Here is a 23,828-nt window from a genome sequence, read left to right as displayed (position 1 = left end):
CTGGCTGCTGGAAAGCGCCCGAACGCTGCGCTCGCTGCCCGATGGAAGGCTCAACCCAGCGTTGTGCTGTGTTCCAGCAACACCGACTCGTCGGCCTTCAGGCGGCTGGGGAGGAAGTCGCGGAGGAACTCCACCCAGGTGCGGATCTTCGCATCGAGGAACTGCCGCGACGGGTACAGCGCGTAGATGCCCAGCGGGAACAGGCTGTGATGGGGCAGCACCCGCACCAGGCTGCCGTCCCGCAGGCCATGCACCGCCGAGTACACCGGCAGCACGCCGATGCCCATGCCCGCCCGCAGCGCCTCGGTTAGCGCATCGGCGGTGTTCACCTGGAAGGGGGTCTGGGTGATGGTGATCATCTGCTGCCCGTCCGGGCCGTCGAAGGTCCACTTGTCCAGCGACATCACCGAGTTCACCAGGCGCAGGCAGCGATGCCCCAGCAGGTCGGCGGGCTGGCGTGGCGCGCCGTGCTTGGCGATGTAGCCGGGGGAGGCGCAGAGCACGCTGTAGGTGGTGCCCAACTGCTTGGAGATGAAGCCCGAGTCCGGCAGCTCCTGGGCGATCACCACCGAAATGTCGTAACCCTCGTCGAGGATGTCCGTGGTGCGGTTGGCCAGGGTCAGGTCGAAGCTCACGTCCGGGTAGGTCTCGGCGTACTGGGCGATGGCTTCGATCAGGTAGTGCTGGCCGATGCCGGTCATGGCATGGACCTTCAGGTTGCCGGCGGGGCGGGCGTGGGCTTCGCTGGCTTCGGCTTCGGCTTCCTCGATGTAGCCGAGGATCTGCTCGCAACGCATCAGGTAGCGCTGGCCGGCTTCGGTGAGGGCAATGCGGCGGGTGGTTCGGTGCAACAGGCGGGTTCGAAGGTGGGTCTCCAGGGTGGCGACCGCGCGGGAAACGTAGGAGGTGGTCAGGTCCAGTCGTTGGGCGGCGGCGGTGAAGCTGCCGGTCTCCGCGACACAGACGAAGGCACGCATGTTGAAGAGGATGTCCATCAAGGGCTCCGGCCCGGAACGGGGCGCGAATTCTGGCATGAAGTGGTGCCGCCGATTATGGCCGCTGAGTACACAATGAATCACCTATCCGTGTGCTTATCCTGACCCTGGGCGACACATAGAATCGCCGCCGTTACGGGCCACCAGAGCCCTTGCCATCAGGATTCGCCGCACGTGCCCCGCATCGATCGGCCCGGTTTGCTCCGGGTCAGCCTGTACGTCTGTTTCCCGCTCCTCTGTTCCTGCATCGACTCCAACGGCATCGCCCCGGCCAGCCAGGTCCCCGACCCGGCCGCGCTGGAGGTGGGGGCCGCCATCGCCTCGGCCGAGGCCCAGGCCGGCTGGCCAGCCAGCCAGTGGTGGCGAGCCTTCGGCGACCCGCAGCTGGACGCCTGGATGGACCGCGCCCTGGCCGGCAACCCGAGCCTGGACATGGCCGCCGCCCGGGTCCGCCAGGCGCGGGCCCTGGCCCATGTGGTGGAGGCGGACGAATCGCCCAGCCTCGGCCTGGCGGCCAAGGTGCAGCGCAAGCGCTGGCCCGACGACGCCTTCTATGGCCCCGGCGACCTGGCGCGCACCAGTTCGTGGAACAACACCAGCCAGCTCGGCTTCAGCTACCCGCTGGACCTCTGGGGCCGCGAGCGCGCCCGTGGCGAGGCGGCGGTGGACCGCGTCCGTGCCAGCGTCGCCGAAGCCCGCCTGGCAGCCCTGGAGCTGCAAGGCAACCTGGTGCGCGCCTACATCGGCCTCGCGCTTCATCACAGCCAGCTGGACATCGCCCAGGCCGAGCTGACCCAGCGCCAGCAACTGGTGGGACTGGCCAAGCGCCGTCGCCACGATGGCATCGGCACCCGCCTGGAGGTGACCCGTGCGGAAATGGGCATCCCGCCCGTGGAGCGGCAGATCGACGAACTGCGCGAAAGCATCGCCCTCGATCACAACCGGATCGCCGCACTGGCGGGGGAGGGGCCGGGGGCTGCCGAAACCATGGCACGGCCGCGTCTGGCGCTGCTCAGGGACATCGGCCTGCCGCCGCGCCTGCCCCTTGAGCTGCTCGGCCATCGCCCGGACCTGGTGGCGGCACGCTGGCAGGTGGCTGCCGAAGCCAAGGGTATCGAGGCGGCCAAGGCGGATTTCTACCCCAACGTCGACCTGCTCGGCGGCCTTGGCACCTCGGCGGTGCAGGGCGGTGTGCTGGATTTCCTGCGCTACGACACCCTCACCTGGGGCCTCGGCCCGGCGCTGTCCCTGCCGGTCTACGACGGCGGGCGGCGGCGCGGCCAACTGGCCGAAGCAACCGCCGGCTACGACCTGGCAGTGGGGCATTACGACCAGACCCTGGTGCAGGCCATCAAGGGCGTGGCCGATGCCCTGGTGCGTCTGGAGTCGCTGCACCAGCAACAGCGCCTGGCGGAAGTCTCCGTGGCCCAGGCTCGACACGCCTGCGACCTGACCCTGCTGGCCCAGCAACGCGGGCTGACCGACTACAGCGAGGTGCTGCAGGCACAGCCGGCCCTGTTCGAGGCCCAGCGCGTGGAGCAGCAGGTGCGCGCACGGCGCCTCGCCGCCCAGGCCGACCTGCTGCTGCAATTGGGCGGCGGTCTGCCCCAGGAGGCCGGCCCCGCCCCTGAACACCTGACGCCCTCCGAACCCCGCTTCCGCCTGGCACGCCCATGAACATCGACGCTACCTGGACCACGGCGCTGCGCCGTGACCTCGCCCATTGGGCCCGTACCGAAGGGGTCACCTGGGTCTTCATCTTCAAGGCCCTGCTCACCGCCTTCATCGCCCTGTGGCTGGCCTACCGCCTGGAGCTGCCGCAGCCCGGCACGGTGCTGGTCACCGTGTTCATCGTCATGCAGCCGCAAAGCGGCCAGGTCCTGGCCAAGAGCTTCTACCGCATCATCGGCACGCTGCTGGGGCTGACGGTGATGGTGGCGCTGATCGCCCTGTTCAACCAGGAGCGGGTGCTGTTCATGCTGGCCATCGCCATCTGGATCGGCCTGTGCACTGCCGGTGCGGCGCGCTACCGGGACTTCCGTGGCTACGCCTGCGTGCTGGCCGGCTACACCGCCGTGATCATCGGCCTGCCCGCCACCCTGCACCCCGAAGGCGCCTTCATGTCGGCGCTGTGGCGGGTGCTGGAGATCACCCTGGGCATCCTCTGCACCGGGCTGGTCAGCGCCCTGGTGCTGCCGCAGACCACCAGCGCCGACCTGCGTGGCACCTTGCAGGCGCGCTTCCGCGACTTCGCCGCATTCGCCTGCGAAGGCCTGGCCGGCAGCCTCGACAGCGAGCGCTTCGAAGCGCTCAACGCGCGCTTCGCCGCCGTGGCCGTGGGCCTGGAGAACATGCGCAACGCCACCACCTTCGAGGACCCGCACATGCGCATGCGCGCCGGGCGGCTGGCGCGGCTGAACAACGAGTTCATGGTCCTCTCCACGCGCTTCCACGCCCTGCATCAATTGCTCAAACGCCTGCACCTGAGCGGCGCCCACCTGGTGCGCGAGGCGTTGCAGCCGTGCCTGGGCGAAGTCTCGGCGCTGCTGGCCGCGCAGCGTGAACGCCTGGGCAGCGACGCCGAGGCGGCGGAGTTCGCCGAGCGCCTGGCTGCCTGCCGGCAGGAGTTGATGCAACTGATCCGCAGCGGGCGCGGCTGGCTGGCCGAGCGCCAGGTGGACGAGGCCGGCGCGCTGGATTTCGATACCGCTGCCGAGCTGCTGTTCCGCTTCGTCGACGACCTCCACGGCTACGCCATGACCCTGGCCTCGCTGCTGGAACACCGCCACCACCGCGAGGACTGGCAGGAGAGCTTCCGCCCCCGCGCCAACCCCCTGGCCGCCGCCGTGGCGGGGATGCGCAGCAGCTTGCTGATCCTCGCCCTCGGCACCTTCTGGATGGCCACCGCCTGGCCCGCCGGGGAGACCTTCACCATGACGGTGGGGATGATCTCGGCCCTGGCCTCGTCCTCCTCCAACCCCAAGCGGCTGGCGCTGCAACTGACCCTGGGCGCCACCGGCGGCGCCCTGGCGGGCCTCTTCACCACCTTCTGCGTGCTGCCCTCGCTGGATGGCTTCGTCATGCTCTGCTGCGCCCTGGCGCCCACCTTCGCCCTCGGCGCGCTGCTGCTCTCGCGCCCGGCCTGGTCGGGTTACGGCGTGGGGCTGCTGGTGTGGTTCTGCCTGCTGTCGCTGCCGGGCAACCTGGTGCAGTACGACCCTTACCGGCTGCTCAACGAGTACCTGGCGGTGCTGCTGTCGATGACCGTGGCGACCCTGGCGGCGGCGCTGATCCTGCCACCCAACCGGCCCTGGCTGTGGCGGCGCCTGGAGCACGACCTGCGCATGTGCGCGGTGCACACCGTCAGCGGGCGCATCCGTGGGCTGGTCAGCGGTTTCGAGAGCGGCACCCGCGACCTGCTGGCCCAGGCCTATGCCTTCTCTGCCGGGCGGCCGGACATCCAGCGCCGGCTGCTGCGCTGGATGTTCGCCGTGCAGGAGGTGGGGCACGCGGTGATCGAGCTGCGTCTGGAGCAGGCGCGCCTGCCGGCGCTGTCCTGTTATGCCGAATCCATGCCCTGGCGCCACGCCGTGCGCGCCATGGGCCGGGCGCTGATCCGCCTGCTGATCCAGCCTGGCGAGGTCAACCGCCAGCGTGCGTTGCAGGCCGTCGAACAGGCCATCGAGGCGGTGCGCGCCACCCCCGAACCCTGTGCGCCGCAGTTCGAGACCTCGCCGCTGCGCCGGTTGCAGAGCTACCTGCACTTCATCCGCACCTCCCTGCTTGACCCCCTGGCGCCCTGGGCCGAGCACCAGGGCGCCGGCACCACCCCGGTACCCGCCCATGCCCCGTGAAATCGCCGTGCACGGTGTCTACCTGCCGAGCCTGACATTGCTGTTTCTGATCACCCTGGTCGGCGGCTGGCTGATCGACCGCGTCGCCGCGCGGCTCGGCCTCTACCGCCTGGCCTGGCACCCCGTGCTGCTGCGGGTCTGCCTGTTCACCTGCCTGTACGCCTCCCTGGCCCTGGCCACCTACCGTTGAGAGACCCTGTCCGTGAAACGAATCATCAGTGTCGGCGCGACCCTGCTCATCCTCGCCCTGGCGGTGCTGTTGGTGCAGCGCCTGTGGCAGCACTACATGGACTCGCCCTGGACCCGCGACGGCCGGGTACGGGCCGACGTGATCAACATCGCCCCCGACGTGGCCGGGCTGGTGGTGGAGATCCCGGTGCGCGACAACCAGCGGGTCAAGGCCGGCGACGTGCTGGTGCGCATCGACCGCGCCCACTACGAGCTGGCCGTGCGTGACGCCGAAGCCGAGGTGGCCGCGCGCAAGGCCGACCTGGAGATGCGCCGGCTGAACGCCCGGCGGCGTGCCGACATGGACGACCTGGTGGTCTCGCGGGAGAACCGCGAGGACGCCAGCCACCTGGCCGACGGCGCCATGGCCCGCTACCGCCAGGCGCTGTCCCGGCTCGACGCTGCGCGGCTGGACCTGGATCGCACCGAAGTCCGTGCCCCGGTGGACGGCTACGTGACCAACCTCAACCTCTACCGGGGCGACTACGTGCACGCCGGGCAGGCCGGCATGGCGCTGGTGGACGCGCACTCCTTCTACGTCAACGGCTACTTCGAGGAGACCCGCCTGCCGCGCATCCGCCAGGGCGCGAAGGTGGAGATGCGCCTGATGAGCGGTGAGCGCCTGCTCGGCCACGTGGACAGCGTGGCGCGCGGCATCTACGACCGCGACAACCCGGAAAGCCGCGAGCTGGTGGCCGACGTGAACCCCACCTTCAACTGGGTGCGCCTGGCCCAGCGGGTGCCGGTGCGCATCCACCTGGACGAGGTGCCCGAAGGGCTGGAGCTGTCCGCCGGGATGACCTGCACGGTGGTGGTGGATGAGTCGCACCAGGGCCTGCCCGGCGCCTGAGGGATTGTTGACCAGCACGTCACAGTCCTTGTGCTGGATCGCCCTGTAAGCCCCGTGGGGCGGGCATTAGAATGGATTCCGCCTCCCACGAAAGAGGCACATGCTTGATCCACTTCACCGTTCGTGTGCGGTGTCGCGCAATACCTTCGGCCCGCTCGTGGAGGGCGGGCCGAAGCCCCTCTCAAGGCAATCGAGTACTAGAACTCATGAAAGCTTTCCTGTTGCTGGCGCTTGCCGGTCTGTCTCCGCTCGTCTTCGCTGCCTCGCCTGACCAGACCGTTCCCGCCGAGGTCGAGCACTATCAGTACGGCATGGATCTGGACATCGCCCGCGTGATTTCCCGTAGCGAGGTCCCCGATGTGTGCGGTGTGGTGCCGGCCTACCTGACCTACGAGGACCACCAGGGCAAGGTGCACCGCCTGGAATACATGGTGTTCGGCAATGGCTGCTCCAACTGAGCCGCCCCCCTGATCCGCCCGAGAAAGCCCGGCCATGTGCCGGGCTTTTTGCATAACGCAACCTGGCGTCAGGACGTCCGTAGGATGGCGCTGAGCGCAGCGAAGCCCATCGAGCCGGAGTACCCGGCAGCACGGTGCGGTGATCTGATGCGGTTCGCCGAGCTCACCGCATCCTACGGCGCGTGGTACGTGGCCTGGGCTCAGGCACTTTGTAGGATGGCGCTGAGCGCAGCGATGCCCATCGAGCCCGGAGTACCCCGGCAGCACGGTGCGGCGATCTGATGCGGTTCGCCGAGCTCACCGCATCCTACGGCGTGCGGTACGTGGCCCGGGCTCTCAGGTACTTCGTAGGATGGCGCTGAGCGCAGCGAAGCCCATCGAGCCCGGAGTACCCGGCAGTGCCGTGCAACGATCTGATGCGGTTCGCCGAGCTCACCGCATCCTACGGCGCGTGGTACGTGGCCTGGGCTCAGGCACTTCGTAGGATGGCGCTGAGCGCAGCGAAGCCCATCGAGCCGGAGTACCCGGCAGCACTGTGCTGTGATCTGATGCGGTTCGCCGAGCTCACCGCATCCTACGGTGCGTGGTACGTGGCCCGGGCTCAGGCACTTCGTAGGATGGCGCTGAGTGCAGCGAAGCCCATCGAGCCCGGAGTACCCGGCAGCACAGTGCGGTGATCTGATGCGGTTCGCCGAGCTCACCGCATCCTACGGCGTGCGGTACGTGGCCCGGGCTCTCAGGTACTTCGTAGGATGGCGCTGAGCGCAGCGAAGCCCATCGAGCGGGAGTACCCGGCAGCACGGTGCGGCGATCTGATGCGGTTCGCCGAGCTCACCGCATCCTACGGAGCGTGGTACGTGGCCCGGGCTCAGGCACTTCGTAGGATGGCGCTGAGCGCAGCGAAGCCCATCGAGCCCGGAGTACCCGGCAGCACGGTGCGGCGATCTGATGCGGTTCGCCGAGCTCACCGCATCCTACGGCGCGTGGTACGTGGCCCGGGCTCAGGCACTTCGTAGGATCGCGCTGAGCGCAGCGAAGCCCATCGAGCGGGAGTACCACCATGCAGACACGTAGCCCGGGCTTCAGCCCGGGAACGGAGCCTGCCATACCGGACTGAAGTCCGGGCTACCGCATGCGTAGCGAGGACGCCGGTATCACGGGCGAAGCCCACCCTGCGCAAGGAGGCTCGGGTTAACGCGGTGGTGGGAGCGAGCTTTGCTCGCGAACGCCCGACGCGGAGTTTCCCTTCGCTCGGCTGTTTTCCCCGTGTGGGTGCCTGTCAGTCAGCCAATTCCGCACGGTCGCGGAACTGTTCCAGCGCGGCGGGGTTGGCCAGGGCGTCGGTGTTTTTCACCGGACGACCGTGGACCACGTTGCGCACTGCCAGTTCGACGATCTTGCCGCTGATGGTGCGGGGGATGTCGCTGACCGCCACGATCTTCGCCGGTACATGGCGCGGCGTGGTGTTGTCGCGGATCACCCGGCGGATGCGCGCTTGCAAGGCTTCGTCGAGTGCCACGCCCTCGCGCAGGCGCACGAACAGCACCACCCGCACGTCGCCCTGCCAGTCCTGGCCGATGGCGATGGACTCCAGCACTTCCTCGATCTTCTCCACCTGGCGGTAGATCTCGGCGGTGCCGATGCGCACGCCGCCGGGGTTGAGCACCGCATCCGAGCGGCCATGGATCACCAGGCCCCCATGGACGGTTTCCTCGGCGTAGTCGCCGTGGGCCCAGACGCCGGGGAAGGTTTCGAAATAGGCCGCGCGGAATTTCTCCCCGTTCGGGTCGTTCCAGAACCCCACCGGCATCGACGGGAAGTGCCGGGCACAGACCAGTTCGCCTTTCTCGCCCACCAGGCGCTGACCCTGTTCCTCCCACACCTGCACGTCCATGCCCAGGCCCTTGCATTGCAGCTCGCCGCGCCACACCGGCAGCACCGGGTTGCCCAGGGCGAAGCAGGAGACGATGTCGGTGCCGCCGGAGATGGACGACACGCAGAGGTCCGTCTTGAAGCAGCGGTAGAGGTAGTCGAAGCCTTCGTGGGCCAGGGGCGAGCCGGTGGAAAGCACCGTCTTCAGGTGTTCCAGCCGGTGGCTGCGACAGGGCTCGACACCGGCTTTCTCCAGGGCGGCGATGTACTTGGCGCTGGTGCCGAAGAGGCTGATGCCTTCGGCGTCGATCAGGTCGATCAGGCGTTCCGGGGCCGGGTGGAAAGGCGAGCCGTCGTAGAGCACCAGGGTGGCGCCCAGGGCGAGGCCGGAGACCAGCCAGTTCCACATCATCCAGCCGCAGGTGGTGTAGTAGAACAGCCTGTCCTCGGCCTTCAGGTCGCCGTGCAGGCCATGCTCCTTCAGGTGTTGCAGCAGGGTGCCGCCGACGCCGTGGACGATGCACTTGGGCACGCCGGTAGTGCCGCTGGAGTAGAGGATGTAGAGCGGCTGGTCGAACGGCACGGGGACGAACTCGGGGTCGCCGCCGGGCTGGTAGAAGTCGCCCCACAGCGCCACCCGCGCCGGGGTCTGGAAGTCTTCCGTCCGGGCGTCCGGGCGTGCATGGGGCACCACCAGCAACTGCTCCAGGCTGGGCAGGCGGGCGAGGATCTCGTTGAGCTTGGGCGTGAGGTCGAGGGTCTTGCCCGCGTAGTGGTAGCCGGCGGCGGCGATCAGCACCCTGGGTTCGATCTGCCCGAAGCGGTCGATCACCCCCTGGGTACCGAAGTCCGGCGAGCAGGACGACCAGGTCGCCCCCAGGCTGGCGCTGGCGAGCATGCCCACCACCGTCTGCCAGGTGTTGGGCATGAAGGCCGCCACCCGATCTCCCACCCCGACGCCCAGCGCCCGCAGGCTGCGTTGCAGCCCGGCGACCTGAGCGGCCAATTCGGCGTGGGAGAGCTGCACCCGGCTGCCGTCCTCGTCCACCGCCACCAGGGCCGGCGCGTCATCACGGCGCCGCAGCAGGTGCTCGGCGAAGTTCAGCGTCGCGCCGGGAAACCAGCGCGCATCCGGCATCGCCGGGCCTTCTTCCAATACCTCGTGGGGCGGCTGGTGGAAGCGCACCTCGAACCACGCCGCCAGGGTCGACCAGAACGCCGGCCGGTCCGCCACGCTCCAGGCGTGCAGCGCGGCGTAGTCGGGCACGGCCACGCCATGGCGCTCGGCAACATGGCGGCGGAAGGCTTCCATCCGGGTGGCGGCGATTCGTTCGGGGCTCGGGCTCCAGAGGGGCTGGCTCATGGGGACATCCTCGTGCTCGGGAATGCCCGAATAATGGGCCCTCCAGGCGTCGGGGGAAAGCCGGGGGCGGTGTGCCTCAGCCGATACCGTGGGGCGTGCGCGCCGGGGTCAACTGGTGCTCCCAGTCGCGCAGGTGCAGCAGGACGTCGGCCAGGGCCTGGGCGGCGGTGGAGAGTTGGTGGCTGGCGAGGCGCAGCAGGCCGACGCGGCGTTCCACTTGCGGGTTGTCGAGGGGGACGCAGCGGGCGCCCAGTTCTTCCATCTGCTGGATGCACAGGCTGGGGACGGCGCTGACCCCCAGGCCCTGGGCGACCATGCGGCCGACGGTGACCAGTTGGTGGCTTTCGAAGGCGACGGGCAGGTGGCCGTGGCGGGCGGCGACGCTGTCTTCCAGCAGCAGGCGCACGGCCGAGGGGCGTTGCAGGGTGATGAAGGGCTCGCCCAGCAGTTCCGCCCAGCTCACCGTCTCGCGCTCGGCCAACGCGCAGCCGGCCGGCACCACGGCGACGAAGCGGTCGCTGTAGAAGGGGGTGAAGGCCAGGCCTTCCAGGCTCGACGGCTCGAAGGCGATGCCCAGTTCCACGCGGTGGCTGCGCACCATTTCCAGTACCTGTTCGTTAATCACGTCGTGCACGGCGACGTTCACCTTCGGGTGGCGGTCGCGGAACGCCTTCAGCGCCACCGGCAGCAGGTTGCTGGCGAAGGAGGGCATGGCGGCGATGGCGACCTTGCCCAGTTGCAGGGTGAAGTGCTGGTGCAGCAGCTCTTCGGCGTCGTCCCAGTCGGCCAGCAGGCGCCGGGCGATGGGCAGCAGGGTCTCGCCCTCGGGTGTGAGGGCGACGCTGCGGGTGGTGCGCACCAGCAACTGCCCGCCGAGGGATTCCTCCAGGGTCTTGATCGCCAGGGAGAGGGCCGGCTGGGACAGGTGCAGGCGTTCGCAGGCCTGGGCGAAGCTCAGGCTCTGGGCGACGGCGAGGAAGGCGCGCAGTTGCTTGATGGTCATTTATCAGGATTTCGGATCAATGCTGAGGAAAAACAAAATTAACAAATGAGTCCGTGCGGGTGAAGCTGCATTCCACTCACCGGCCGGCAGGCCAGGCAGAACAACAACAGAGGATCAGCGATGAGCGGACTCGACAAGCGTGTAGGCAGTTACGCGGAAGCCCTCGACGGGCTCACCGATGGCATGACCGTCCTGGCCGGGGGCTTCGGCCTCTGCGGCATTCCGGAGAACCTGATCGCCGAGATCCGGCGGCGCGGGGTGCGTGACCTCACCGTGGTCTCCAACAACTGCGGCGTTGATGGCTTCGGCCTGGGCGTGCTGCTGGAGGACCGGCAGATCCGCAAGATGATCGCCTCCTACGTGGGCGAGAACGCGCTGTTCGAGCAGCAACTGCTCTCCGGTGAGCTGGAGGTGGAACTCACGCCCCAGGGCACCCTGGCCGAGAAGCTGCGCGCCGGCGGTGCCGGCATCCCGGCCTTCTACACCGCCACCGGCTACGGCACTCCGGTGGCCGAGGGCAAGGAAGCGCGCCAGTTCAACGGCCGCCACTACATCCTCGAACCGTCCATCACCGGTGACTTCGCCATCGTCAAGGGCTGGAAGGCCGACCATTACGGCAACGTGATCTACCGCCACACCGCGCGCAACTTCAACCCGGTGGTGGCCACCGCCGGGCGCATCACGGTGGTGGAGGTGGAGGAGATCGTCGAGCCGGGCGAGCTGGACCCGGCGCAGATCCACACTCCGGGCATCTATGTCGACCGCATCATCCAGGGCTCCTTCGAGAAGCGCATCGAAAAGCGCACCACTCGCTGACCACGACACGACGAATCCGAGGAAACCGACATGGCACTGACCCGCGAACAGATGGCCCAGCGCGTGGCCCGCGAACTGAAGGACGGCTACTACGTGAACCTGGGGATCGGCATCCCCACCCTGGTGGCCAACTACGTGCCCGAGGGCATGGAGGTGATGCTGCAGTCCGAGAACGGCCTGCTGGGCATGGGCGCCTTCCCCACCGAGGCGGAAGTGGACGCCGACATGATCAACGCCGGCAAGCAGACCGTCACGGCGGTCAAGGGCGCGGCGATCTTCGACTCCTCCGAGTCCTTCGCGATGATCCGCGGCGGGCACGTGGACCTCACCGTGTTGGGGGCGTTCGAGGTGGACGTCAACGGCAACATCGCCTCCTGGATGATCCCCGGCAAGCTGGTCAAGGGCATGGGCGGCGCGATGGACCTGGTGGCCGGTGCCGACAACATCATCGTCACCATGACCCACGCCTCGAAGGACGGTGAGTCCAAGCTTCTCAAACATTGCAGCCTGCCGCTGACCGGGTGCGGCTGCATCCGCAAGGTGCTCACCGACCTGGCCTACCTGGAGATCGAGAACGGCACCTTCATCCTCCGCGAGCGCGCCCCCGGGGTGAGCGTGGAGGAGATCGTCGCCAAGACCGCCGGGCCGCTGGTGGTGCCGGACGATGTGATCGAAATGAGCTTCTGATTACCCTGCCGCCCCGACGCGCCGCCACCACGCATGGCGGTTCCCGGGGCGGTTTTTTGTTGACCGGCCAGGCCCGCTGTGGCCTGGCCGAGAGGAGGAATCGACATGCAAGACGTCGTCATCGTTGCCGCCACCCGTACCGCCATCGGCAGCTTCCAGGGCGCCCTGGCCAACATCCCCGCGCCGGAACTGGGCGCCGCCGTGATCCGCCAGTTGCTGGCCCAGACCGGCCTCGACGGGGCCCAGGTCGACGAGGTCATCCTCGGCCAGGTGCTCACCGCCGGCAGCGGCCAGAACCCCGCCCGCCAGGCCGCCATCCTCGCCGGGCTGCCCCACGCCGTGCCGGCCCTGACCCTGAACAAGGTCTGCGGCTCCGGCCTCAAGGCCCTGCACCTCGCGGCCCAGGCCATCCGCTGCGGCGATGCCGAGGTGGTGATCGCCGGCGGCCAGGAGAACATGAGCCTCGCCCCCTACGTGATGCCCGGTGCCCGCACCGGCCTGCGCATGGGCCACGCCAAGCTGGTGGACACCATGATCCAGGACGGCCTGTGGGACGCCTTCAACGACTACCACATGGGTATCACCGCCGAGAACCTGGTGGAGAAGTACGGCATCAGCCGTGAAGCCCAGGACGCCTTCGCCGCCGCCTCCCAGCAGAAGGCCTGCGCGGCCATCGAAGGTGGGCGCTTCAAGGATGAGATCACCCCCATCCTGATCCCGCAGAAGAAGGGCGAGCCCATCGCCTTCGCCACCGACGAGCAGCCCCGCGCCGGCACCACCGCCGAGTCCCTGGCCAAGCTCAAACCGGCCTTCAAGAAGGACGGCAGCGTCACTGCCGGCAACGCCTCCAGCCTCAACGACGGCGCCGCCGCCGTGCTGCTGATGAGCGCCGACAAGGCCAAGGCCCTCGGCCTGCCGGTGCTGGCGCGCATCGCCAGCTACGCCAGCGCCGGTGTCGACCCGGCGATCATGGGCATCGGCCCGGTCTCGGCGACCCGCCGCTGCCTGGAGAAAGCGGGCTGGAACCTCGGCGAGCTGGACCTGATCGAAGCCAACGAAGCCTTCGCCGCCCAGGCCCTGTCCGTGGGCCAGGAGCTGGGCTGGGATGCGAGCAAGGTCAATGTCAGCGGCGGCGCCATCGCCCTCGGCCACCCCATCGGCGCCTCCGGCTGCCGCGTGCTGGTGACCCTGCTGCACGAGATGATCAAGCGCGATGCGAAGAAGGGCCTGGCAACCCTGTGCATCGGCGGCGGACAGGGCGTGGCCCTGGCCATCGAGCGCTGATCCCCTGCCGGGCTGACGCCCCGGTCGGCCCGGCCATTCGCTTGTTCACGCAACGCTCCGCGCACCCGCGCGGGGCGGGACGTACCACGCCCTGGCGTGGTGTCGTCGTTTCAGACCCACAGGGGGCGCAGATCCCCGAGCCGCTCCACCCTATCCAGTGCCGGTGCCCACCATGCCTGGCCGACAAGAACAACAGTGAGGTAGACCGATGGTCACGCAACTCCAAGAAAGCCGCTCCGCCCGTTTTGCCATGCGGTGCTCCGCCTGGGCCGAGCGCTGGTTCCCCGATTCCTGGGTCTTTGCCGCCGCGGCCGTGATGCTGGTGACCCTGGCCGTGCTGGCCATGGGCGCGCCTGCCAGCCAGGCGGCCAAGGCCTTCGGCGACGGGTTCTGGAGCCTGATTCCCTTCACCATGCAGATGGCTTTCGTGGTCATCGGCGGCTATGTGGTCGCCAGCTCCGGGCCGGCGTCGAAACTCATCGACCGCCTGGCGCGGGTGCCGAAGAACGGCCGCTCGGCAGTGGCCTGGGTGGCGCTGGTGTCCATGCTCGCGTCGCTGCTCAACTGGGGCCTGTCCCTGGTGTTCGGCGGCCTGCTGGTGCGGGCCCTGGCACGCCGGGAGGAGTTGAAGATGGATTACCGCGCCGCCGGTGCGGCGGCCTACCTGGGCCTGGGCGCCGTGTGGGCGCTGGGCTTGTCGTCGTCGGCGGCGCAGTTGCAGGCCAACCCGGCCAGCCTGCCGCCGTCGATCCTGGCGATCACCGGGGTGATTCCGTTCACCGAGACGATCTTCCTCTGGCAATCCGGGGTCATGCTGCTGGCACTCATCGTGGTGTCCCTGGTGGTGGCCTACATGACCGCGCCGAGCGCCGCCAATGCCCGCGACGCCAAGGCCTGCGGGGTGGACCCGAGCTTCACCGCGCCGCCCCAGGCCAAGCCGACCCGCCCGGGCGAGTGGCTGGAACACAGCCCGTTGCTGATCATCCTGCTGGTGGCCCTGGCCGGCGGCTGGCTGGCCCAGGAGTTCGCCAGCAAGCCGGCAATCACCGCCATCTCCGGCCTCAACACCTACAACCTGCTGTTCATCATGACCGGCGCGTTGCTGCACTGGCGCCCGCGCAGCTTCCTCGATGCCGTGGCCCGGGCGGTGCCGACCACCACCGGGGTGCTGATCCAGTTCCCTCTCTATGGCTCCATCGCTGCGCTGATGACCACCGTGAACGGCAGCGACGGCCAGACCCTGGCACACCACATCTCCACCTTCTTCGTGCAGATCGCCAGCCACGACACCTACGCGCTGCTGATGGGCGTGTACTCGGCGGTGCTGGGCTTCTTCATCCCCTCCGGTGGTGGCAAGTGGATCATCGAGGCGCCCTATGTGATGCAGGTGGCCAACGACCTGCAGTACCACCTGGGCTGGGCGGTGCAGATCTACAACGCCGCCGAGGCGCTGCCGAACCTGATCAACCCCTTTTACATGCTGCCGCTGCTGGGCGTGCTGGGGTTGAAGGCGCGGGACCTGATCGGCTTCTCCTTCGTGCAGCTGCTGGTGCATGCGCCGCTGGTGCTGGTGATGCTCTGGGCGCTGGGCCGGACCCTGACCTACATCCCGCCGGTGATGCCCTGAAGGCAGGCGGCGGCGCGGGCAGCACGGCCCGCGCCGTCGCCGGCTGGCGCTGGGGAGGAGGGCGGTCGGCAAGCTGTCATCAGTCGGTCATGAACGTGTCATAGCCTGCCGCCATCCCAACCAAGGAGCGCGACATGAAAGCAACCCGACTGAGTGCGCTGATCGCCCTCGGCCTGGCGTCCGGAGCGGCCTGGGCCGATGTCCGGGTGGAAGGGCCGGTGGAGTACGGCGTGTTTGAGAGCCGCTATCAGGACTTCAAGCCCGGTGAGCGCGTGCTGACCAGCGGCGACCAGACCATCCAGCAGACCGAGGTGGTGCCGGCCCGGCTCGGCACCAAGTTCGGCCTGCGCTACACCCTTGTCGGCAAGCGTGAGAACGACACGCCGCTGACCCTGCTGTACCTCACTCCGGGCGTGACCACTCCCGACGGCCAGCGCCACGACAAGTTCGAGGTGATCCAGAAGATGGCCCCGGGCGCCCCCAAGGACGTGATGGCCTACGAGTTCACCGAGACCCACGAAGTGGTGCCCGGTGCCTGGCACTTCATGGTGTTCCAGGGTGACCGGCTGCTCGCCGAGAAGCGTTTCGAGGTCCGTTGACCGCCTCTGCCGCCCGGTTCTGCCGGGCGGTCCCTCCTTGCGGGCCAGGCCCGTCGTGCCTCAGGCACCTGTGATCTTCCTCCCCGGATGACGACTGCTCGGCTGCCGCGCTTGCACTTTCGTGCCCGATTCACTCCCCGCTCCAACAACAGGAACAGCGTGCCCCCTGCGACGAGGATGGACAACGGCGAGAGCGATGCCGGGGCCTGCCCGTGTGCCCGGACGCCGTTCCGCCTCGATTTCAGCCTGCCATCCCCCGGCGCAAGGCCTCGCGCTGTCCCGCCCACGGTGGGACTGCTCGCCGACCTGGCGCCGCGTTATAGTCGCGCGATTCCAACCGAAGGGATGAGCGAGGACCATGGTGGCGCCGGTGAGGATTCTGGTGGTGGGCGACGATGCCGAGGTGCGCGAACTGCTGCAGGACTACCTGGGCGGCCACGCCTACCAGGTGGAGACAGCCTGTGACAGCGGCAGCATGCGCGCTGCCCTGGCAGCCGGCTTGCCGGACCTGGTGCTGCTGGACGTCGGCCTGCCCGGCAAGGACGGCTTGAGCCTCGCCCGCTACCTGCGCGAGCACCACGACCTGCCGGTGATCATGGTGTCCGGCGCCGGCAGCGCCGTGGACCGCACCATCGGTCTGGAAGTGGGCGCCGACGACTACGTGGCCAAGCCCTTCGATCCCCGCGAACTGCTGGCTCGGATCAAGACCGTGCTGCGTCGCTACCAGCGTGCGCCGGCTCTTGGTGTGTTGCTGTGTACCTGGGGCAGCCCGGCCATGGGCGTTGTACACCTGGGGTTGGCGCTGCTGGTCAGCCTGATGGTGGCGTGGGGGGTGATGCGGGGCCGCGCCCGGTCATCCGGGCGGGTGCTGAGGCTGGAGCGTGCGCCGCGTGACGGGGTGCGCCACGCAGCCTGAGGCTAGGCGGACTAGACGGTGAAGCGCGCCACCATGGCGTTGAGTTCCAGGGCCAGGCGCGAGAGCTGGTAGCTGGCGGTGGAGGTTTCGTTGGCGCCGGTGGCCGTCTGGGTGGACAGGTCACGGATGTTGACCAGGTTGCGGTCCACCTCGCGGGCGACCTGGGCCTGCTCTTCGGCGGCGCTGGCGATCACCAGGGTACGCTCGTTGATGTGGCTGACCTGCTCGGCGATCTCCACCAGGGCAGTGCCGGCGGCTTCGGCGATCTCCAGCATTTGGCGGGCACGCTGGTCGTTCTGACTCATGGCGCTGACCGCCTCGCCGGTGCCGCTCTGGATGTTGCCGATCATCTGTTCGATTTCACGGGTGGACTCCTGGGTGCGGTGGGCGAGGGCGCGCACCTCGTCGGCGACCACGGCGAAGCCGCGTCCCTGCTCGCCGGCGCGGGCAGCTTCGATGGCGGCGTTGAGGGCCAGCAGGTTGGTCTGCTCGGCGATGGCGCGGATCACGTCGAGCACCTTGCTGATGTTCTGCGCGCGTTCGGCCAGGCCCTCCACCAACTGGCTGGTCTGGGCGACGTCTTCGCTCATGTGACGGATCGCCTGGACGGTCTGTTCGACCCGGTTGCGTCCGGCATGGGCCGATTGTTCGGAAGCCCGGGAGGCCTCGGAGGTGCCGGCGGCGTTGCGGGCCACTTCCTCGACGGCGGCGGTCATTTCGTTTACCGCCGTGGCGGCCATCTGGATCTCGTCGTGCTGCTGGCTGAGGGTGCGGTTGCTTTCCTCGGTGATGGCGCTCATCTCCTCGGCCGCCGAGGCGAGCTGGGTGGCCGAGTGGCTGATCTGCTCGATGGTGCCGCGCAGTTGTTGCTGCATTTTCTTCAGGGCGGTGAGCAACTGTGCGGGTTCGTCCCGGCCGGCGGTGTCGATGGGCCCTGTGAGGTCGCCGCTGGCCACTACATCGGCGGCGTGCACGGCGATGTGCAGCGGCTGGGTGATGCTGCGCGTCAGCAGCCAGGCCAGCAGCACGGTGGCCAGTACCGCCAGGGCCAGCACGCTGAGCACGGCGCTCTTGGCGCTGGCGTAGTCCTTGTCGGCCTTTACGTTGGCCTGCTCGGCGCCTTCGGTGTTGTAGTCCAGCAGGGCCTGAAGGGTCTTTGTGGTGGCGCGGTAGTTGTCCAGCAGCGAGCCCTGGGCAAGGCGGTAGGCGCTTGCGCTGTCGCCGCTGTGGGAGAGGTTCAGCAACTGGGTGGATTCGTCCTGAAAGCGTTTGTAATGCTGCTGGAAGGTGCGGAACAGTTCAGTGTCACGCCCGGCGTCCATGTCCTTCTCGTAGGCCTGGCTGGTCTTGATCAGGCTGGCGTCAAGCTCCTGCAGGCGCTGCTCAAGAGGGGGCTTGGTGCTGGCTTCGGCGAGCAAGTGGCCCAACTGCACCTGGCGCATTTCGGTGGTCAGCAGTTCCAGCTTGGCCAGGTTCCTGAGGCTCGGTATCCAGCTCTGGCTCATATCGGTGGAGGCATCGTTGATCACCGACATGCGGTTCAGCGAGAACAGGCCGGTGAAGATCAGCAGCAGGGTGATGAGGGCAAAACTCGAGGCGGCGCGCGGGGCGATGGGGAACTGGCGCAGGAACATGGGCACTTCTCCGTGGGGGCCAGGCGGGGGACGCGGTGGAGTATAGGTATTCCTGCTGGTCTGCGGAGCCCGGCCTGGGCATGTTCTTCGGCGGTGCTGGCGATCACCAGGGGCGTGCGCTTCGGCTGCAACCGCCACTTCTCTTCTGGCAGCAGGAGCGGGGGCTTTCAGAAGCGCTCGATCTTGTCCCCTGCGCCTGGCGGTATGACGGCAAAGCCGCAGGCGGCGCGGGTGCAAGTGCTCAGGTTGCGCAGGGTTTGAATGCGGCGGCGGGGTTTGGGAAAGATCTGATGCCGGTTTTATGCGGGGCATGAAAAAGGCCCGTATCCGGAGATACGGGCCTTCAGGTGTCACCAATGGGCAGGTCAGCCCTTGAAGCGCTGCAGCACCAGGGTGGCGTTGGTGCCGCCGAAGCCGAAGCTGTTGGACATGACCGTGTCCAGCTTGGCGTCTTCGCGAACCTGGCGAAGGATCGGCATGTCGGCCACTTCCGGGTCCAGTTCGTCGATGTTGGCCGAGGCGGCGATGAAGTTGCCTTCCATCATCAGCAGGCAGTAGATCGCCTCGTGGACGCCGGCGGCACCCAGGCTGTGGCCGGACAGGCTCTTGGTGGAGCTGATCACCGGGGCCTTGTCGCCGAAGACTTCGCGTACGCCGCGGATCTCCGCCACGTCGCCTACCGGGGTGGAGGTGCCGTGGGTGTTGAGGTAGTCGATCGGGGCCTGGACGGTGGACAGGGCCTGCTGCATGCAGCGGACCGCACCTTCGCCGCTCGGGGCGACCATGTCGTAGCCGTCGGAGGTGGCACCGTAGCCGACGATCTCGGCGTAGATCTTGGCGCCGCGCTTGAGGGCGTGCTCCAGTTCCTCGACCACCACCATGCCGCCGCCGCCGGCGATGACGAAACCGTCACGCTTGGCGTCGTAGGCGCGGGAGGCCTTCTCGGGGGTGTCGTTGTACTGGGTGGAGAGGGCACCCATGGCGTCGAACAGGCAGCTCTGGCTCCAGTGCTCTTCCTCGCCGCCACCGGCAAAGACCACGTCCTGCTTGCCGAGCTGGATCTGTTCCATGGCCTGGCCGATGCAGTGCGCACTGGTGGCGCAGGCGGAGGAGATGGAGAAGTTCACGCCCTTGATCTGGAAGGGGGTGGCCAGGCACGCGGAAACGGTGCTGCCCATGGTACGGGTCACGCGGTATGGGCCGATGCGCTTGACGCCCTTGTCGCGCAGGGTGTCGATGGCTTCCATCTGGTTGACGGTGGACGCGCCACCGGAGCCGGCGATGAGGCCGGTGCGGGGGTTGGATATCTGCTCGGGCGTCAGGCCGGAGTCCTTGATCGCCTGCTCCATCGCCAGGTAGGCGTAGGCAGCGGCGTCACCCATGAAGCGGAAGATCTTGCGATCGATCAGCTCTTCCAGGTTCAGGTCGACGGAACCGGAAACGTGGCTGCGCAAGCCCATCTCGGCGTAGGCCGGGTTGTGGCGGATACCGGCACGGCCGGCACGCAGGTTGGTGGATACGGTTTCCTTGTCATTGCCCAGGCAGGAAACGATGCCCAGGCCGGTGATCACGACGCGACGCATGCGGATAACCCTTAGAAGCTGTCAGTTGAAGTGAAGAGGCCGACGCGGAGGCCTTCCGCGCTGTAGATCTCGCGCCCGTCGACGCTGACGGTGCCATCGGCGATGCCGAGGATCAGCGAGCGGTTGATGGTGCGCTTGATCTGGATGTTGTAGGTGATCTTCTTGGCGGTCGGCAGGATCTGACCGAAGAATTTCACCTCGCCCGAGCCCAGTGCGCGGCCGCGGCCGGGGTTGCCCTGCCAGCCGAGGTAGAAGCCCACCAGTTGCCACATGGCATCCAGGCCCAGGCAGCCCGGCATCACCGGGTCGCCCTCGAAGTGGCAGGCGAAGAACCACAGGTCGGGGTTGATGTCGAGCTCGGCGACGATTTCGCCCTTGCCGTACTTCCCGCCGGTTTCGCTGATGTGAACGATCCGGTCGATCATCAGCATGTTGGGGGCGGGCAGTTGCGCATTACCAGGTCCGAACAGCTCACCGCGACTGCAGCGCAGCAGGTCTTCCCGGGAATAGGCGTTTTGTCTTGTCATGCGAGCTCCTAAATGGTCCCCGTACTGCAGGGCTTGGCATTTCGTCCACTGCCGTGCGCATAGCGCCGAATCGGCAGACTAGTCATAGACTGTTGCGTTGCAGTGAAAGTCACAGAGTACACTCGTACACCTGCATTACGATCGTCCCGGGTCGCGCGGGGTCGGGTCCGAGGGCACAGCCTGCTGCACTTTATCACCCGCTGACCACTCACCGAAGGTCGGGGGGCAATCGGTCGCGCCGCCCAGCCAGCGCTGCAGTACACGCTGCAGGTCTGCCCGTTTGAACGGCTTGGCGAGGTAATCGTTCATACCGGCTTCCAGGCACGCCTCGCGGTCGCCCTGCAGGGCGTTGGCGGTGAGGGCGATGATGGGCACCCGGGCATCACCATTCATGCCGCGAATCTGACGGGTGGCTTCATAGCCATCGAGTACCGGCAGCCTGCAGTCCATGAGAATGGCGGAAAACCCCTTTCGAGAGGCCGCCTGCACGGCCTGGGCACCGTCGCTGACCAGGCTGACGCGGTAGCCGAGGCTGCGCAGCATGGCTTCGATCACGGTCTGGTTGACCGGGTTGTCCTCCACCAGCAACACATCCTGGCCGTTGCCTGCCATGGCCGGGTCCGTGTGTGGGTCCTCCGCGCGGATGGCCTGCTGGCGGAAGGGCAGGGGAATCTCCAGGGTGAAGACCGAGCCCTGGTCCTGGTGGCTTTCGGCGCGCAGGGTGCCACCCATGCGCTCGGCCAGGGTGCGGGCGATGGGCAGGCCGAGGCCGGTGCCGCCGTAGCGCCGGGAAATGGAGCTGTCGGCCTGCTGGAAGGCGTCGAACATGTGCTCCAGCCGCTCTGGTGGAATGCCGATGCCGCTGTCGTGCACCGCGCAGGTGAGCCAGAGCACCTGGTCGTCCAGTGCTTGCCACTGGGTGACCACGCGGATGCTGCCTTCCTCGGTGAACTTGAGGGCGTTGCCGACCAGGTTCACCAGGATCTGCCGGATACGGGTCGGGTCGCCCTGGACTTCCACCTGCTCCAGGCCGGGCTGGGTATCAATGATCAACGCCAGGCCGCGCTGCTGGGCGCTGTGCTGGAACACCTGCACCGAGCCGTTGATCAGCTCCAGCAGATTGAAGGCGATGCGCTCCAGTTCCAGCGCGCCACGCTCGATGCGGGAGAAGTCGAGGATGTCGTTGATCACCTTCAGCAGATGCTCGGTGGATTCGGTGGCCAGGGCGGCGTACTCGGCCTGCTCCTGGGTCATCTCGGTTGTTTCAAGAAGTTGCAGCATGCCCAGCACGCCGTTCATCGGTGTGCGCAGCTCATGGCTCATCATCGCCAGGAAGTCGGACTTGGCACGGTTGGCCTGCTCGGCTTCTTCCCGCGCGGCGATCAACTGGTCGATGGCCTGGCGCTGTTCACGGCTGGCCCGGTCGAGGCCGTTGGCGAGGTTATTGATGTGGCGGGCCAGATCGCCCAGTTCGCCTTCCTCCATCACCGGCAGGCTGGCCTGGTAGTTGCCGGCCTGGATGGCTTCCACCGCCTGGCCCATGGCGCTGATGGGCTGTGAAAGGCGGATGGCCAGGCGGCGTGCTACCAGGAAGGTGAGGACCAGGGCGAACAGCGCCAACAGTGTGGCCTTGAGCAGGATCTCCTGCTGGCGGCTGCTGAACGCATCGTTGGACATGCCGACCACCACGCGCCCGAGGTAGCCGGTGGCCAGTTTGCTTTCGCTACGTCCGGCATGAAACAGCGTCTCGTTGCCCAGCTTCACCTGCTGCAGGCGTATCGGTGCGTGGAAGATTTCCACCTGTGCCCCGTTGCGCTCGAGGGTGCCGGGCTGCTCGACGTAGGCAAGGATGGCGTCGTCCTGGTCGCGCACCTCCAGGAAGCGCACATGGGGGGTGTCCAGGGTGGCCTTGAGCAGGCCTTCCAGGACTGGGCGATTGCCGGCGATCACGCCGTATTCGGCTGCCGGCGCCAACTGGTTGGCGATCAGTTGGCCGGTGTGGTTGAGTTCCTGGCGCAGGTCCTGCAGCCGGGCGAAGGTGAAGAAGCCGGTCAGCAGCAAGGTCAGCAGCAGGGCGGGACCGAGGCTGATGAGTTGGGTGCGGGTGTGGATATCCCAGCTGCGGGTCATCGGGTGGTGCCTCCTGGGACCGTAAGCGTGGAGTCAATGTGCAGCAGCTCCCGGGCGTTTCCGCTTTGGTCGCGCCCGCCCGGGGCACCGTGGCGGCGTGCGGGCCGTCGGATAGAGAGGGCGGGTGAAGGGCGTGGAGGCATGCAGGGGTCTCGGTGCGGGGCTTGCCAGGTTGAGTGATGGCCGTTCGGCGGGTGTCCGGCACCGTAAAACCACGAAGCGGTCACATTAGATGCAGGATTTTCGTCGCTCCCCCGCGGCTTGACCAGTGGCAGATGCCCGGTTTGAGACTGGTTGGTCGCTCGGGCCTCCGTATAATGCGCGGATTCGCCACCCGGGTGGCTCTACATGGACTGGTTATGACTCGAGATCAATCGATCGCAGTGCTGGGTGGCGGCAGCTTCGGCACCGCGATTGCCAACCTCCTCGCCGAGAACGGCAACAGCGTGCTGCAGTGGATGCGTGACCCCCAGCAGGCCGAGGCGATTCGCCAGAACCGCGAGAACCCCCGCTACCTCAAGGGGGTGAAGATCCACCCCGGGGTCAGCCCCAGTTCCGACCTTCCCGCCGTGCTGGCGGCCTGCGACCTGGTGTTCGTGGCCATCCCCTCCAGCGCCCTGCGCAAGGCTCTGGAGCCGGTGGCCGAGCAGCTCGAAGGCAAGCTGCTGGTGAGCCTGACCAAGGGTATCGAGGCGCAGAGCTTCAAGCTCATGAGCCAGATCCTCGAAGACGTGGCGCCCAAGGCGCGGATCGGTGTGCTCTCCGGCCCGAACCTGGCCAAGGAAGTGGCCGATCACGCGCTGACCGCTACCGTGGTCGCCAGCGAAGACGCCGAACTCTGCCAGCGCGTGCAGCAGGCCCTGCACGGCAAGACCTTCCGCGTCTACGCCAGCGCCGACCGCTTCGGCGTGGAGCTGGGCGGCGCGCTGAAGAACGTCTACGCCATCATCGCCGGCATGGCCGCCGCCCTGGGCATGGGCGAGAACACCAAGAGCATGCTGATCACCCGGGCACTGGCGGAGATGACCCGCTTCGCCGTCAAGCTCGGTGCCAACCCCATGACCTTCCTCGGCCTGGCCGGCGTCGGTGACCTGATCGTCACCTGCTCCTCGCCCAAGAGCCGCAACTACCAGGTGGGCTTTGCCCTGGGCGAGGGGCTGTCCCTGGAGGATGCCGTGGCCAGGCTGGGCGAGGTGGCCGAAGGGGTCAACACCCTCAAGGTGCTGAAGGCCCGCGCCGAGGAGTTGCAGGTCTACATGCCGCTGGTTTCCGGCCTGCACGCCATCCTCTTCGAAGGGCGCACCCTGGCCCAGGTGATCGAGGTGCTGATGCGCGGCGAGCCGAAGACCGACGTCGACTTCATCCCCACCAGCGGCTTCTGAACCAGCCGCCCCAGGACCAG

The 23,828-nt window shown here is 67.8% G+C and carries 19 protein-coding genes and 1 pseudogene; 13 read left to right on the top strand and 7 right to left on the bottom strand.

Annotation, left to right across the window (positions count from 1 at the left end; all coding sequences use genetic code 11):
• Positions 1–50: 50 nt before the first annotated feature.
• Complete coding sequence (locus tag A9G05_RS06820; protein ID WP_069560248.1) at positions 51–995, bottom strand: LysR family transcriptional regulator; 945 nt, start codon at positions 993–995, stop codon at positions 51–53.
• Positions 996–1,169: 174 nt separating this feature from the next.
• Here A9G05_RS06820 and A9G05_RS06815 point away from each other — a divergent pair, with 174 nt between their 5' ends.
• The 5 genes from A9G05_RS06815 to A9G05_RS06795 all read left to right on the top strand — a co-directional run bounded on the left by A9G05_RS06815 (position 1,170) and on the right by A9G05_RS06795 (position 6,385).
• Positions 1,170–2,672 (top strand): efflux transporter outer membrane subunit, encoded by a 1,503-nt coding sequence (locus tag A9G05_RS06815; protein WP_069560247.1) that lies wholly within the window; start codon positions 1,170–1,172, stop codon positions 2,670–2,672.
• Complete coding sequence (locus A9G05_RS06810; RefSeq protein ID WP_069560246.1) at positions 2,669–4,849, top strand: FUSC family protein; 2,181 nt, start codon at positions 2,669–2,671, stop codon at positions 4,847–4,849. The genes A9G05_RS06815 and A9G05_RS06810 overlap by 4 nt, the downstream gene beginning before the upstream one ends.
• Positions 4,839–5,039, top strand: coding sequence for a DUF1656 domain-containing protein (locus A9G05_RS06805; protein ID WP_044403687.1), 201 nt, complete (start codon positions 4,839–4,841; stop codon positions 5,037–5,039). Before A9G05_RS06810 ends, A9G05_RS06805 begins: the two co-directional genes overlap by 11 nt.
• 6 nt (positions 5,040–5,045) lie before the next feature.
• On the top strand, positions 5,046–5,927 hold the full coding sequence (locus A9G05_RS06800; protein ID WP_069560245.1) for an HlyD family secretion protein: 882 nt from the start codon (positions 5,046–5,048) through the stop codon (positions 5,925–5,927).
• Between the two features lie 206 nt (positions 5,928–6,133).
• Complete coding sequence (locus A9G05_RS06795; RefSeq protein ID WP_069560244.1) at positions 6,134–6,385, top strand: DUF2790 domain-containing protein; 252 nt, start codon at positions 6,134–6,136, stop codon at positions 6,383–6,385.
• Positions 6,386–7,664: 1,279 nt separating this feature from the next.
• Here the strand turns inward: A9G05_RS06795 and A9G05_RS06780 are convergent.
• Positions 7,665–9,620 carry an acetoacetate--CoA ligase gene (locus A9G05_RS06780; protein WP_069560241.1) on the bottom strand — a complete coding sequence of 652 codons (1,956 nt, stop codon included), beginning with the start codon at positions 9,618–9,620 and terminating at the stop codon, positions 7,665–7,667.
• 76 nt (positions 9,621–9,696) lie between these two features.
• Positions 9,697–10,623 (bottom strand): LysR family transcriptional regulator, encoded by a 927-nt coding sequence (locus A9G05_RS06775; protein WP_069560240.1) that lies wholly within the window; start codon positions 10,621–10,623, stop codon positions 9,697–9,699.
• A 120-nt stretch (positions 10,624–10,743) separates the two neighbouring features.
• Here A9G05_RS06775 and A9G05_RS06770 point away from each other — a divergent pair, with 120 nt between their 5' ends.
• From A9G05_RS06770 to A9G05_RS28360, 6 genes and pseudogenes are all read left to right on the top strand, one after another.
• Positions 10,744–11,439, top strand: coding sequence for a CoA transferase subunit A (locus A9G05_RS06770; RefSeq protein WP_069560239.1), 696 nt, complete (start codon positions 10,744–10,746; stop codon positions 11,437–11,439).
• 30 nt (positions 11,440–11,469) lie between these two features.
• Positions 11,470–12,126, top strand: a complete 657-nt coding sequence (locus A9G05_RS06765) for a CoA transferase subunit B (RefSeq protein ID WP_069560238.1) — start codon at positions 11,470–11,472, stop codon at positions 12,124–12,126.
• A gap of 105 nt (positions 12,127–12,231) precedes the next feature.
• Positions 12,232–13,410, top strand: coding sequence for an acetyl-CoA C-acetyltransferase (locus tag A9G05_RS06760; protein WP_069560237.1), 1,179 nt, complete (start codon positions 12,232–12,234; stop codon positions 13,408–13,410).
• Between the two features lie 208 nt (positions 13,411–13,618).
• On the top strand, positions 13,619–15,037 hold the full coding sequence (locus tag A9G05_RS06755) for a short-chain fatty acid transporter (protein ID WP_069560236.1): 1,419 nt from the start codon (positions 13,619–13,621) through the stop codon (positions 15,035–15,037).
• Between the two features lie 134 nt (positions 15,038–15,171).
• Positions 15,172–15,636, top strand: a complete 465-nt coding sequence (locus A9G05_RS06750) for a DUF3859 domain-containing protein (protein ID WP_069560235.1) — start codon at positions 15,172–15,174, stop codon at positions 15,634–15,636.
• Positions 15,637–15,994: 358 nt separating this feature from the next.
• Positions 15,995–16,357 (top strand): annotated as a pseudogene (locus A9G05_RS28360) (response regulator); the annotation flags it as partial.
• A gap of 206 nt (positions 16,358–16,563) precedes the next feature.
• Here the strand turns inward: A9G05_RS28360 and A9G05_RS06740 are convergent.
• Positions 16,564–18,186, bottom strand: a complete 1,623-nt coding sequence (locus tag A9G05_RS06740; protein ID WP_069560234.1) for a methyl-accepting chemotaxis protein — start codon at positions 18,184–18,186, stop codon at positions 16,564–16,566.
• Between the two features lie 80 nt (positions 18,187–18,266).
• On the opposite strand from A9G05_RS06740, the gene A9G05_RS27080 reads away from it, so the two are divergent.
• Positions 18,267–18,500: a hypothetical protein gene (locus tag A9G05_RS27080; RefSeq protein ID WP_139131092.1), complete on the top strand. Its 234-nt coding sequence runs from the start codon at positions 18,267–18,269 to the stop codon at positions 18,498–18,500.
• Positions 18,501–18,551: 51 nt separating this feature from the next.
• On the opposite strand, the gene fabB is transcribed toward A9G05_RS27080, so the two are convergent.
• The 3 genes from fabB to A9G05_RS06725 all read right to left on the bottom strand — a co-directional run bounded on the left by fabB (position 18,552) and on the right by A9G05_RS06725 (position 22,426).
• The gene (gene fabB / locus A9G05_RS06735) at positions 18,552–19,769 is read right to left on the bottom strand and encodes a beta-ketoacyl-ACP synthase I (RefSeq protein WP_069560233.1); all 1,218 of its coding nucleotides are present in this window, start codon (positions 19,767–19,769) and stop codon (positions 18,552–18,554) included.
• An 11-nt stretch (positions 19,770–19,780) separates the two neighbouring features.
• Positions 19,781–20,296 (bottom strand): 3-hydroxyacyl-[acyl-carrier-protein] dehydratase FabA, encoded by a 516-nt coding sequence (fabA, locus tag A9G05_RS06730; protein WP_044413996.1) that lies wholly within the window; start codon positions 20,294–20,296, stop codon positions 19,781–19,783.
• Between the two features lie 135 nt (positions 20,297–20,431).
• A complete protein-coding gene (locus tag A9G05_RS06725) occupies positions 20,432–22,426 on the bottom strand; it encodes an ATP-binding protein (RefSeq protein ID WP_083272510.1) in 1,995 nt (664 codons plus the stop codon).
• Positions 22,427–22,785: 359 nt separating this feature from the next.
• Here A9G05_RS06725 and A9G05_RS06720 point away from each other — a divergent pair, with 359 nt between their 5' ends.
• Entirely contained in the window at positions 22,786–23,808 is a 1,023-nt protein-coding gene (locus A9G05_RS06720; RefSeq protein WP_069560232.1) for an NAD(P)H-dependent glycerol-3-phosphate dehydrogenase, read from the top strand.
• The last annotated feature ends 20 nt before the right edge of the window (positions 23,809–23,828 follow it).

The sequence above is a fragment of the Pseudomonas sp. ENNP23 genome, from assembly GCF_001728945.1.
In the GTDB taxonomy this organism is placed as follows: domain Bacteria; phylum Pseudomonadota; class Gammaproteobacteria; order Pseudomonadales; family Pseudomonadaceae; genus Metapseudomonas; species Metapseudomonas otitidis.
Note: the sequence above shows the minus strand (reverse complement) of the source record. Positions and strands in the feature narration are given on the sequence as shown.